At 42.0% G+C, this 12,989-nt stretch carries 12 protein-coding genes; 7 read left to right on the forward strand and 5 right to left on the reverse strand.

From position 1 onward, the window contains the following. Positions 1 to 333 precede the first annotated feature (333 nt). Positions 334 to 1,047 (reverse strand): 16S rRNA (guanine(527)-N(7))-methyltransferase RsmG, encoded by a 714-nt coding sequence (gene rsmG, locus BTU61_RS04535; protein ID WP_200772513.1) that lies wholly within the window; start codon positions 1,045 to 1,047, stop codon positions 334 to 336. Between the two features lie 71 nt (positions 1,048 to 1,118). On the opposite strand from rsmG, the gene BTU61_RS04540 reads away from it, so the two are divergent. Together BTU61_RS04540 and htpX are read left to right on the forward strand one after the other, a co-directional pair. Then, complete coding sequence (locus BTU61_RS04540; RefSeq protein ID WP_003013312.1) at positions 1,119 to 1,679, forward strand: LemA family protein; 561 nt, start codon at positions 1,119 to 1,121, stop codon at positions 1,677 to 1,679. Between the two features lies 1 nt (position 1,680). After that, positions 1,681 to 2,577, forward strand: a complete 897-nt coding sequence (htpX, locus tag BTU61_RS04545; protein ID WP_200772514.1) for a zinc metalloprotease HtpX — start codon at positions 1,681 to 1,683, stop codon at positions 2,575 to 2,577. A gap of 174 nt (positions 2,578 to 2,751) precedes the next feature. On the opposite strand, the gene BTU61_RS04550 is transcribed toward htpX, so the two are convergent. From BTU61_RS04550 to BTU61_RS04565, 4 genes are all read right to left on the reverse strand, one after another. Continuing rightward, a complete protein-coding gene (locus BTU61_RS04550) occupies positions 2,752 to 3,309 on the reverse strand; it encodes a CYTH domain-containing protein (RefSeq protein ID WP_200772515.1) in 558 nt (185 codons plus the stop codon). A 234-nt stretch (positions 3,310 to 3,543) separates the two neighbouring features. Further along, entirely contained in the window at positions 3,544 to 4,764 is a 1,221-nt protein-coding gene (locus tag BTU61_RS04555; protein WP_200772516.1) for an MFS transporter, read from the reverse strand. Next, on the reverse strand, positions 4,761 to 4,937 hold the full coding sequence (locus BTU61_RS04560; protein WP_200772517.1) for a hypothetical protein: 177 nt from the start codon (positions 4,935 to 4,937) through the stop codon (positions 4,761 to 4,763). Before BTU61_RS04560 ends, BTU61_RS04555 begins: the two co-directional genes overlap by 4 nt. Before the next feature lie 110 nt (positions 4,938 to 5,047). Further along, a complete protein-coding gene (locus BTU61_RS04565) occupies positions 5,048 to 5,908 on the reverse strand; it encodes a helix-turn-helix domain-containing protein (protein ID WP_200772518.1) in 861 nt (286 codons plus the stop codon). Positions 5,909 to 6,105: 197 nt separating this feature from the next. Here BTU61_RS04565 and BTU61_RS04570 point away from each other — a divergent pair, with 197 nt between their 5' ends. The 5 genes from BTU61_RS04570 (at position 6,106) to BTU61_RS04590 (ending at position 12,976) form a co-directional block, all read left to right on the forward strand. Further along, entirely contained in the window at positions 6,106 to 6,645 is a 540-nt protein-coding gene (locus BTU61_RS04570) for a YceD family protein (RefSeq protein ID WP_200772519.1), read from the forward strand. A 124-nt stretch (positions 6,646 to 6,769) separates the two neighbouring features. Further along, positions 6,770 to 8,248 carry a flotillin family protein gene (locus tag BTU61_RS04575; protein ID WP_200772520.1) on the forward strand — a complete coding sequence of 493 codons (1,479 nt, stop codon included), beginning with the start codon at positions 6,770 to 6,772 and terminating at the stop codon, positions 8,246 to 8,248. Between the two features lie 169 nt (positions 8,249 to 8,417). Beyond that, entirely contained in the window at positions 8,418 to 9,842 is a 1,425-nt protein-coding gene (gene gndA, locus BTU61_RS04580; RefSeq protein WP_200772521.1) for an NADP-dependent phosphogluconate dehydrogenase, read from the forward strand. Positions 9,843 to 9,851: 9 nt separating this feature from the next. After that, on the forward strand, positions 9,852 to 10,550 hold the full coding sequence (locus BTU61_RS04585; RefSeq protein ID WP_200772522.1) for a response regulator transcription factor: 699 nt from the start codon (positions 9,852 to 9,854) through the stop codon (positions 10,548 to 10,550). A 236-nt stretch (positions 10,551 to 10,786) separates the two neighbouring features. Continuing rightward, positions 10,787 to 12,976 carry a PTS transporter subunit IIBC gene (locus BTU61_RS04590; RefSeq protein ID WP_200772677.1) on the forward strand — a complete coding sequence of 730 codons (2,190 nt, stop codon included), beginning with the start codon at positions 10,787 to 10,789 and terminating at the stop codon, positions 12,974 to 12,976. Positions 12,977 to 12,989: the final 13 nt, after the last annotated feature.

Raw genomic sequence — 12,989 nt, forward strand, 5'->3', positions numbered from 1 at the left:
AAAGAAAACATAGTTTCCGTCAACATAGGGCATCTTTGAAGCTTAAAAAGCGAACAAAGACTTAGGATACTTGCTTCGCAGGTTCTATCCGCCACCTCAAAGCAGTGCTTTGAGCACTCAACCACTGCGTCTTGCTCAACACTCCAAAGACAATTGAGAGGCTAGGACTTTTGTCCCAGCCTCTTATTTGACTTTATCCGCTTGGCCCTTTGTATCTTATTGAAATGAACACGGGCTGCGGATCGTGTCAAAAAGATGAATCCTCCTAGAATCTTCTGGATTCTGCGTCGAATTCCCTATTTTGACTTTATCCGCTTGGCCCTTTGTATCTTATTACAAGGGGCGTTTATTTGGCATACCTGCTTTTCTTGGGTATTTGTTAGGGGTTTCTTTTTTCTTTTCTACTATAGTGATATAGCGTGGATCCCCGTTTGGCAATTCATACTGTAGATTGTCTTCAACCTTGCTAAAGAGCAAGTTAAGAGCATTTTTGGCTTCTTCCAACTCTTCTGGAGCATTGCTAGCCTTGAGAGCAAGAAGCTGTCCCCCTACTTTCAGGTAAGGGATAGTCAGTTCAGAGAGAACCTGCATGCGGGCAACCGCGCGGGCAGTTACGATATCAAATTGGGCACGAAAGGCCTTGTCTTGTGCAAAGTCCTCAGCTCGTCCATGGTAGAAATGTACTCCGCTCAAGCCCAACTCTTCAGCCAGCAAGTGAAGGAAATTGATCCGCTTATTGAGGGAATCAATAATGGTCACATCTAGCTCAGGGAATAGGATTTTCATTGGTAGGCTTGGAAAGCCAGCACCAGCTCCAATATCCAAGAGACGGATGGGTTGGTTTTCGATCAAACCTTGTAAAATGGGTGCGATAGAATCATAAAAATGCTTGAGATAGACTTCGTATTTTTCTGTGATAGCGGTGAGATTAATTTTCTCATTCCATTCCACGAGGAGCTCGAAATAGCGTTCGTATTGCTCTTTTTGTCGATCAGTTAGTGGGAAGCCGAGGTCGGCTAAACGGTCATAAAATTCTTCTGGTTTCATAAGATAATTTTACCACAAAATAAGGGAAATTTGATATACTGGTACTAAAGAAATGAAAGGAATTCAATAAAATGATTTGGATTATTCTTGGGGTCCTAGTGGTCCTTGTGTTGATGGTAGTAGGAGTTTACAACGGTTTAGTGAAAAGTCGGATGCAGACTCGCGAAGCTTGGAGTCAAATCGATGTGCAATTGAAACGTCGGAATGACTTGATTCCAAACTTGATCGAAACGGTTAAGGGCTATGCAAAATATGAGGGTGATACCCTTGCTAAGGTCACTCAACTTCGCCAACAAGTAGCGCAAGCATCTTCACCTGCAGAAGCAATGGCAGCCAGTGATGCTCTTTCACGTCAAGTGGCAGGTATCTTTGCGGTGGCTGAAAACTACCCAGACTTGAAAGCCAACACCAACTTCATGCAATTGCAAGAAGAATTGACTAATACAGAAAACAAAATTTCTTATGCTCGTCAATTGTACAACAGTGTAACTAGCAACTACAATGTCAAGTTGGAAACTTTCCCAACAAACGTGATTGCTGGAATGTTTGGCTTCAAACAGGCCGAATTCCTTCAAGTGCCTGAAGAAGAAAAAGCAGTACCAAAGGTGGACTTTAGCGGATTAGGAGACTAATATGCTCTTTGACCAAATTGCAAGCAATAAAAGGAGAACTTGGATTCTCCTTATTGCTTTTTTCATACTCTTGGCTCTTATCGGAGCAGCCGTCGGCTACCTCTGGTTAGGCTCCTCTCTTGGTGGGATTATCCTCGCCTTAATCATTGGTGGCATCTATGCCTTTAGCATGATCTTTCAATCGACTGAGGTCGTCATGCGGATGAACGGGGCGCGTGAGGTAACGGAAGACCAAGCCCCTCAACTCTACCATATTGTGCAAGATATGGCTATGGTGGCACAGATTCCTATGCCTCGTGTCTATATTGTAGATGATCCGTCCATGAATGCTTTTGCGACAGGGTCTAATCCTCAAAATGCAGCCGTTGCAGCCACGACAGGGCTTCTAGCGGTCATGAATCGTGAGGAACTCGAAGCGGTCATTGGACATGAAGTCAGTCATATCCGTAATTACGATATCCGTATCTCCACGATTGCGGTTGCCTTGGCCAGCGCCATCACCATGCTCTCAAGCATTGGTGGCCGGATGATGTGGTGGGGCGGTGGTCGTAGCCGGGATGATGATCGAGAAGGTGGTAGTGGATTGGAAATTATTATCCTGATCCTTTCCTTGCTTGCCATCGTTTTAGCTCCATTAGCAGCGACCTTGGTACAGTTAGCCATTTCTCGTCAACGGGAGTTCCTAGCAGACGCTTCAAGTGTTGAATTGACGCGGAATCCTCAAGGGATGATCAATGCTTTGTTAAAGCTAGATAATAGCGAACCAATGCAACGACACGTCGATGATGCGAGCAGTGCTCTCTTCATCAATGATCCTCAAAAAGAATCTGGTTTGCAAAAACTTTTTTATACCCACCCACCCATTTCTGAGCGGGTGGCACGTTTAAGAAAAATGTAAAGAAAGAGGCTGGGCAGTTTTTGCCCAGCCTTTGATGTTTGATAGAGATAACTGTAGGACGCAGTGGCTGCTTTCTCTATGCACTGCTTTGAGATGGGGGAAAAGATTTTCCAAGAAAATTTCCTAAGTCTTTGTTTTCTTTATCAGTAACCTCCAATAGTCTTACTGGTGATTTTAATTACGTCCACTTTTTTCTCTCATTAATTGGACATAACCCTTTGTTTCTATTTTTGAATTTAAAAACGAGAACTCTCCGCACATTTTATCATAAAAATGATTATAATCTTCTTGAGAAAAATCTCCTAAAATCTCTATTTCAAGATAAAATCCAAGACCATCAATCTTATCTAGATTAATCGTTTTATTTTCTAGAGCGTTATGGTAAGTCTTTCTATATTTACTTATTGTGAAGACATTTGAAAAACCGGTTTGCATCATCTTTCTTACAAATTCTAATTTTTCAGACTCCAACTCTATTTCACTTTCATTCCACATTCCTTGTTTTATTGTATCTTTTCTTGTGAAAATACATGATATATTGTCATCTTCTTGACGAATCCTATAAATAAAACTTCCTACCTCGTCATTTTCAAATTCCTTTCCTTTTGCCTTAAAATATTCATCAACTTGCTTATTTTCACACTTAAATTTATATTGTTTTTCTAAGTATGAAATAGCCTTATTATAATCTCCCTCATCATTGAGTGCGAATCGAACTTCTAATTCATTCATTTATTTTACCTCTCAATTCTTCAATGGCTGGAGTCTTTTTTAAATTCACTCAGTCTATAGTATGTTTCTGGAGATATTTTATGAACACAAAGCCTAATATTGTAATTATCAAGCAAATTTTTTTATCGTATTCCAAAAAACATTTATAGCATCTGTACTTTTTCCTAATTATACAATATATAAATATATCATGCAAGTGATTTTAAATCTGTGTTTTAAACCTATTTCACTGATTTATTTCACAGACAAAAGGACGGTGCCCAGACCGAGGAAGGCAAACATTCCCCAGGCGATAGGAAGGCTCCAGATAGCGAGGCCAGAAAAGAGGGCAGTGCCAAGTGGCATAGCAAAGCTGACCATCAGTCCCAAAAAGCTAGAGGTAGAGGCTAATTTTTCAGCTGGCAATTTGCTCATTAAAAGACTGGAAACTTTGGGATTGATTTTTGCAACAAGATAACCGAGGAAAGTGACAAGTAGAAGGCAAAGGATATCCCAGCGAACCAGAATATTTGTGAGCCCAAGCATGGTTAGGCCACCTGCAATCCACAATAGGATATGATGGAGCGATTGTTTTGAAAAATAATCATGGGGTGTCAGACTAGCCCAGACCATACTGAAGATAGTGACAACTTCAAGGACGAGGAGGGACTGGCTGTAACTGAAGTGAAAGAAGGGATGATGGAGAAATTGAAGATTGTAAATCCCAGAAATGGATCCGCCCAAAGCATTGATGAAAACTAAGGATAGGAGAAGTCTTCCAAAGTTGTGAACCTCTTCATCTGCAAAAATAGTGGTAACATTGCGATACATGTCTCGACATTCTTGAAGGAAAGAAACTTTCTGACGAGCATCCACTTGAATTGGTTCGTGGGTCAGTTGACTGCGTCGGATGAAAAGACAAGTGGAAGATAGGAGAAAGGTCAGAGCATTGATCGAAGCAACAAGTGCAAAATTTTGGTGACTGATAGCTAAAAGCCAGACTCCCAACGCTTGACCTGAAATAGAACAAACCATACTAAGCAGTTGATTGAAGGAATAGGCTTCCATCAGATCCTCGCTAGGGATGTTTTTCTGCATGATGGGAAGTTGCAAGCCTCCGCGGTAATCACTTAAACTATCTGACACAATATTCAAGAAGCAAACGATCGAAAAGGCAAGGTAACCCGGAATCTTCGTCATCAGTGCAATGAAGACGAAAAGGATAGCTTGCAGAAAGCCCATTCGGATCAGCCAGTCAGCTTTTTTAGCGGTGTGATCGGCCTTCATTCCAATGAAAATGGTGAAAAGACTTGGGATAAAGACAATGAGATTGGCAATCCCAACTGCCAGACTAGGGTGAGGCATGCTGGCCGCAAAAACCACAAAGACAAGGTTGTAAATCGCAGCACCAAGGGTATTCAAAAAACGTGAAAGACTCAGTAAAGCAAAGATGTGATTGCGAAATAAGAGTTTCATAAGCTTTTCTCCTTCTGTTTAGCAGAAACAATAACTTCTCTTAAACGGTGCACCACCTGCTTGAGAAGAAACAGTTTCTCTTCTTCCGTCAGTTCTAATTTTTCCTCTTTAACATAAAAACTAGTCTGTTTAAGGAAATAATGAAGGAGACGATTCTTTAGTCTGGTTATCATGCGGGGACCTCTTTCTTTTTTTGATAATCCTATTGTAACCCCTAAAAGAAAGAAAATTTACATGTTGCATATTTTCAACAAAAAAACTCATAGAATAGATCTGTGAGTTTTCAGGATTCCTTGATCAGTTCTTGCAGGCCCTGTTTGTAGTAGTTGGCACTAACCTTGCAATCAAGGATGGATAGAACCTGAATGGCCTGCTCCATCTTTTCTAGACCAGTTTCTTTTTCACCCTTTCGATATAGAAATTCCCCTTTGGCATAGAGATAAACCGTCCGAAGGTAAGCCTCGTTTTCAGAGTAAAAGTGGTCCTTGATCAGCTGATCAAAATAGGTTGCATCTTCAAATTCTTTTGAACTAATGGCCAGAAAGAAACCATTGAGAAATATAGAATTGAGGGCAGGCAGAGAAGAGTCTAGGAGAAGCTTGAAATCATCTCTTTGGACCAATTCCTCTGTGTATTGTCGATAGAGCTGACTAGAGAAAAGAGGAGAGGTCAGTGAAAATAGGCTTAACTCAAAATTTCCCCAGATCATGACAGAGAAGAGATAGTCATAGAGGAAATCTAGTTCCTCTTGGCTAGCAGCAAACTCTACCTCAGGGTAGTTGCCAAGCATTTGGGCCTTGAGAATAATGCTGGCTAAGAAGTCTTCTTTTTTGTGATCTTTCTGATAGGCTAGCTGGTAGCTTTGGTACAAGGCTTGATCGTGTTCCAAGCTCATGTTTTCATAGTGCTCTTTCAACAATTTGGGAATAAAGGAGTGCTGATCGATCCCTGCTAGATGGGAGAACTCACTGAGGCTGGTTTTGATCTGTTGAAGGGCCTGAAAAAAGCGTTGCGTCGTCAGGTCATTTTCCCCTCTTTCAAATCGAGATAGCATGGAGCGTGAAAATTCTCCACCTGTAGCTTCCTCTAAAGAGATGTGGCGACTTTCCCGTATTTGCCGAAAAACAGCTCCGATATCTTTCATCTTTTCTCCTCGTTTAAGTCCTAGTATAGTTCATCTCCAGCAAATGTTTCCGGTCAGAAAGTCTTCTTTTACGATACATTTTTAGAATGGGATTTACTGGCTTTTTCATGATTATATCAAATTTTTAAAGAGACTTCTTGGTTGAAGGACCTCTTCATGATATACTAGTAGTATCTAGAAAAATCGAGGACAAATGAATGAATTTATCTACACAAGAAATCCGTAAAAATCCTGAGGGACTAGCTTTTGATCAAGAGTTGGATTTGCTCAAGGAATTGCAAAAGCGTAATCCAGAAATTCTTGATTTAAAGAATGTGACAGCGATAGGACGAGTAGCCTATGATACAGGGCTCTATGTCTTGGAGTACCAGTTGACCTACACCATCGTTTTGGCATCTAGCCGGAGCATGGAGCCTGTTGAGATCAACGAAAGCTATCCTGTAACAGAGGTGTTTGCGGAGGATGTACAGTCTGACGCAGATATCGAGGCCCTAGAGGAAGACTTGATCCTACCAATCGAAGGCGGGAAGATTGACCTGAGTGAGAGTGTAGCGGATAATATCCTGCTCAATATTCCTCTCAAGGTTCTCACTCCAGAAGAAGAGGCTGGTCAAGGCTTTATCGAAGGCAATGATTGGAAAATCCTATCCGAAGAAGAATACCAAGCCGCTCAAGCGATCAAGAAAGAAGAAAACAGTCCTTTTGTAGGTCTTCAAGGATTATTTGACGAAGAATAAGCTAGAGATTGCATTCGATAAATTTAGACATAAATACAGGTCTTTTCTTTGAGGAAAGGCCTTCTTTTGATATACTAGGATTAATAAACAACAGAGGGGAGACCTCTAAAAAAGGAGAAAAAGTATGGATACTTTATTTATTCCAGGTTGGTTGATTACTTTTGTAATCGTAGCCATTCTTGTATTGATCTTGTTGATCAAAGGGTATGTCAACGCTAAACCCAACGAAGTCGTAGTCATTACAGGTCTTCGGAAACAACGTCACTTGCGTGGGAAAGCTGGCTTTATGATTCCCTTTGTCGAACAACGCTCTTATCTTGATATTGAGCAATTCTCGACAGATGTTCGGACTTCTGAGTCTGTTCCAACACTGGACTTCATTAACGTCCGTGCCGATGCGGCTGTTAAATTAAAAATTGGTACAACCGATGAAATGATTGCCCGGGCTGCAGAAAACTTCTTGAACTGGAATACGACAGATATTTCCAATTCTGTCCAAGATGTCTTAGAAGGAAACTTGCGGGAAGTGATCGGTCAGATGGAGCTTCGTAAGATGGTCAATGACCGTCAAGAGTTTGCCTCAAAAGTGCAGGACAACGTAGCACCAGACTTGGCCAAAATGGGTCTAGAAGTCATCGCCTTTACGGTTCAATCCTTCTCTGATGAAGGGGGAGTCATCGATAACCTCGGGATTGAAAATGTTGAAACCATTAAGAAAGATGCCTTGATTGCCAAAGCCAAAGCAGAACGTGAACGCAAGGAAGTGGAAGCAGAACAAGATAAATTGGCTAACGACAAACGCGTCGCAGCCGATCTTGAAATCGCGCAAAAACAAAACGAATTAAAACTCAAACAAGCAGCCCTCAAGCAAGAAGCAGACATTGCCCAAGCCAAAGCAGATGCCGCTAAAGGGATTGAGGCAGAAGTGCAACGTCGTGAACAAGAGCGCGTGGCAGCCGAAGCTAATATCATGAAACAGGAAAAAGAAGCGGAAGTCAAAGAGCGCGAAGTTAAGGTTCGTGAGCAGGAATTGGATGCCAACATCCGCAAACAAGCCGAAGCTGAAAAATATGCGCGTCAACAAGCTGCAGAAGCAGAATTGATCGAACGCCAACGTAAGGCGGAAGCAGAACTCTTTGAAACACAAAAAGAAGCCGAAGCTCGGAAGGCTCAAGCCGAAGCTGAGAAATTTGCCCAATTGCAAGAGGCCGAAGCTATTGAAGCCAAAGGTCGTGCCGAGGCCGAAGCCATTCGCTTGAAACTGGAAGCTGAAGCCAAAGGTTTGGACCAAAAGGCTGAAGCGATGAAGAAAATGCAAGAAGCTGCCATTACTGAAATGGTCGTTGACAAGTTGCCAGAAATTGCGCGTGCTGTCGCAGAACCATTAACCAAGGTGGATAAGATCACCATGTACGGGGAAGGCAATGCCTCTAAGATGGTGGGCGATATTATGCAAAGTATCGACCAAGTCTCTCAAGGTGCTGGATTTGATATTCGTCAATTGCTAGCAGGAGCTCTTGGAGTTAATATGACGGTCAATAAACTCAAAGAAGGAGATCAACCGGTCATTGAAGCAGAGAAGTTGGCTTCTAAAGAGGACTAATGCCATTCATAAAGAAGTGTCTGAGAACGATTTCTCGGGCACTTTTGTTTTTTAGATCAAATAACTTGCATGATCTTCTCCCTCTTAGAGAAGGCGGGAAGCTATTTTCTGCTTTCTTTTAAGGACGAAAAATGGTAAAATAGGGGCAAACTATAAAGAGGAGTGTCACATGACAAAAGCTAACTTTGGTGTTGTTGGTATGGCCGTAATGGGTCGTAACCTTGCCTTAAATATTGAATCTCGTGGCTATACAGTTGCCATTTTTAACCGTAGTAAAGAAAAAACAGAAGATGTGATTGCTTGCCATCCTGATAAAAACTTTGTGCCAAGCTATGATATCGAAAGCTTCGTAAACTCTATCGAAAAACCACGTCGTATCATGCTCATGGTTCAAGCAGGACCTGGTACAGATGCAACTATCCAAGCCCTTCTTCCACACTTGGATAAGGGTGATATCTTGATCGACGGAGGAAATACTTTCTACAAAGATACTATCCGTCGGAATGAAGAATTGGCTAACTCAGGGATCAACTTCATCGGTACTGGTGTCTCTGGTGGGGAAAAAGGTGCCCTTGAAGGACCATCTATCATGCCTGGTGGACAAAAAGAAGCGTATGACTTGGTAGCAGATGTTCTTGAAGAAATCTCAGCTAAAGCGCCAGAAGATGGAAAACCATGTGTGACTTACATTGGTCCTGATGGAGCAGGTCACTACGTGAAAATGGTCCACAATGGTATCGAGTACGGTGATATGCAATTGATTGCTGAAAGCTATGACTTAATGCAACACTTGCTTGGTCTTTCAGCTGAAGACATGGCTGAAATCTTCACTGAGTGGAACAAGGGTGAGTTGGACAGCTACTTGATCCAAATCACAGCAGATATCTTGAAACGTAAAGACGACGAAGGCCAAGATGGACCAATCGTAGACTATATCTTGGATGCTGCAGGTAACAAAGGAACTGGTAAATGGACTAGCCAATCAGCTCTTGACCTTGGTGTGCCATTGTCACTGATTACAGAGTCTGTATTTGCTCGTTATATTTCTGCCTACAAAGAAGAACGCGTTCACGCTAGCAAGGTGCTTCCAAAACCAGCTGCATTCAAATTTGAAGGCGACAAGGCTGAATTGATTGAAAAGATTCGTCAAGCTCTTTACTTCTCAAAAATCATCTCATATGCACAAGGTTTTGCACAATTGCGTGTAGCTTCTAAGGAAAACAACTGGAACTTGCCATTTGCAGATATCGCATCTATCTGGCGCGACGGATGTATCATCCGTTCTCGTTTCTTGCAAAAGATCACAGATGCCTACAACCGTGATGCAGATCTTGCTAACCTTCTATTGGATGAGTACTTCTTGGACGTCACTGCTAAGTACCAACAATCCGTTCGTGAGATCGTTGCTCTTGCTGTTCAAGCTGGGGTACCTGTACCAACCTTCTCAGCAGCCATCACATACTTTGATAGCTACCGCTCAGCTGATCTTCCAGCAAACTTGATTCAAGCACAACGTGACTACTTTGGGGCTCATACATACAAACGTAAAGACAAAGAAGGTACCTTCCACTATTCTTGGTACGACGAAAAATAATCTTGCTCTATGGTCAAACGAGTTCTACTAGTAGAAAATGAGAAGCAAATCGCTCGCTTCATTGATTTGGAACTTCAAAAAGAAGGGTATCAAGTTGATGTTGTCGAGGATGGAAAAGCGGGTCTGGCCTTGATTGCTGCGACTAAATATGATCTGATCTTGTTTAATTACGATCTGTCAGATATGTCTGGTGAAACATTCGCAGAGGAAATCAGTCAGATCCGCCCAGCTTCTGTTTTGATTGTATTGGATAGCCGCGAAAAAATTGCTGAGCACAAAGAGAGTATTCAGCGCTTTGCCGTTTCCTATATGGTCAAACCTTTTATTATCAGTGATTTGGTAGATAAAATCACAGCTATTTTTAGAGGACGTGATTATATTGACCAACATTGCAGCCAGATGAAGATTCCAACTGCTTACCACAATTTGCGCATTGATGTGGAACACCATACCGTCTATCGTGGGAAGGACATGATTAGTTTGACCCGCAGGGAATATGACCTCCTAGCGACTCTGATGGGAAGCAAGGGAGTGGTGACACGAGATCAGTTGTTGGAGAGTGTCTGGAAGTACGAGAGTACGGGTGAGACCAATATTGTCGACGTCTATATCCGTTATCTTCGTGGGAAAATTGATCTACCCGGTCAAAAAAGCTATATAAAGACTGTTCGTGGGATTGGCTATGCCATGCAAGATGCATTAGAATAAAAACATTCGAACCCTTAGAGGGTTCGAATGTTTTTATGTCTCAAGGGAAACGTTTGCGTTAGGAAAGAATAGGTTTTAAAAAGGATTCAGCCTAAAAAAGAGTGAGAAAAAGATAAAATTTGGAGAAAAAATGAATGTAAGGCTTTACAAAAATTTAAAATATGGTATACTAGAAAGTAATTAAGCGCAAACGTTTTCTTAAACCAAAGCCTTAAACAATATAAGGAGGTTGAATGATGAACAAAGGATCATTCAAAAGTTTATTTAGCTTTGAATTCTGGCAAAAGTTCGGTAAGGCCTTGATGGTTGTTATCGCTGTAATGCCAGCAGCCGGATTGATGATTTCTATCGGGAAATCTATTCCAATGATCAATCCAAATTTCTCTCCACTTGTCATTACAGGTGGAATTTTAGAACAAATTGGTTGGGGGGTTATCGGGAACCTTCACATCCTCTTTGCCCTCGCTATCGGTGGAAGTTGGGCTAAGGAACGTGCAGGCGGTGCCTTTGCAGCTGGTCTCTCTTTCATTTTGATTAACCGTATTACTGGTGCCGTTTTTGGAGTGACATCTGCTTTATTGACTCAAAAAGGTGCTACCGTTCATACACTTTTTGGTGGTTCAATTAAAGTTGCAGATTATTTCATTAGCGTTCTTGAAGCACCTGCTCTAAATATGGGGGTATTCGTAGGGATTATCTCTGGTTTTGTAGGAGCGACTGCTTTCAACAAATACTACAACTACCGCAAACTTCCTGAAGCTCTTTCTTTCTTTAATGGGAAACGCTTTGTACCATTTGTCGTTATCGTTCGTTCTATTATTACAGCTTTGCTTTTAGCAATAATTTGGCCAGTCATTCAATCAGGAATTAATGGTTTTGGTGTTTGGATTGCCAACTCGCAATCAACTGCTCCAGTCTTGGCGCCATTCTTGTTTGGTACCTTGGAACGTCTTCTCTTGCCGTTTGGACTTCACCATATGTTGACTATTCCAATCAACTATACTCAATTGGGTGGTACATACCATGTATTGACAGGTGCTGCCAAAGGAACAACTGTATTTGGACAAGACCCACTTTGGTTGGCTTGGGTAAATGACCTTGTTAACTTGAAAAAGGCAGATCCTAGCCAATACCACCACTTGCTTCAAGCTTACACACCAGCTCGTTTCAAAGTTGGTCAAATGATTGGATCATTTGGTATCTTGATGGGGATCGTGGTTGCGATCTACCGCAATGTGGATTCAGATAAAAAAGAAAAATACAAAGGGATGCTCTTTGCAACAGCCCTTGCAACCTTCCTTACAGGTGTAACAGAACCAATTGAATACATGTTCATGTTTATTGCAACACCGTTGTATATCATCTATGCCTTTGTACAAGGGGCAGCCTTTGCAATGGCGGACTTGGTTCACCTTCGGGTTCACTCATTTGGTTCCATCGAATTCTTGACACGTACTCCAATGGCGCTCAATGCTGGATTGGCAATCGATATCTTTAACTTTGCATGGGTAACGGTCCTCTTTGGATTTATCATGTACTTCATTGCCAACTTCATGATCAAGAAATTCAACTATGCAACTCCAGGACGCAACGGAAACTATGAGCAAAATGATGATGCAGCTTCAGGAGACAGTGCAGCAGGTGCTGCTACAAGCTCAGCAAGCTCACAAGTGATCAACATCATCAACCTTCTTGGTGGACGTGCCAATATCGTAGATGTTGACGCATGTATGACGCGTCTTCGTGTGACCGTTAAAGACGCTGAAAAAGTCGGTAATGAAGAACAATGGAAAGCAGAAGGGGCTATGGGGCTTGTCATGAAAGGACAAGGTGTCCAAGCTATCTACGGACCAAAAGCTGACGTCTTGAAATCAGATATCCAAGATGTACTCGATTCAGGTGAAGTCATTCCTGAAACACTACCTAGCCAAATGACTGCCGTTCAAAAAGCGGAAGCAACATTTAAGGGTGTGACAGATGAAGTGCACTCAGTGGCAGATGGTCAAGTCATCACTATTGAAAATGTAAAAGACCCAGTCTTCTCACAAAAAATGATGGGAGATGGATTTGCAGTTGAGCCTGAAAATGGACATATCGTTTCTCCGGTCGCTGGTAAGATTACCAGTATCTTCCCAACCAAACATGCCCTTGGTTTAGTAACCGATAATGGTTTGGAAGTCTTGGTTCACATAGGGTTAGATACTGTTAGTCTAGAAGGAAAACCATTTGAGGTCAAAGTGTCTGAAGGCCAAACAGTGGCTGCAGGTGACCTTTTAGTAGAAGCAGACTTGGATGCGATCCATGAAGCAGGTCGTGAAACCACAACAGTTGTTGTCTTCACCAATGCGGATGCTATTAAGTCAGTCACAATCCAACATACTGGTCAATTGGCAGCAAATGCGCCAGTAGCATCAGTAGAATTATAAGAGATTTCGGCAA

Source organism: Streptococcus lactarius, assembly GCF_016642265.1.
GTDB lineage: Bacteria > Bacillota > Bacilli > Lactobacillales > Streptococcaceae > Streptococcus > Streptococcus lactarius.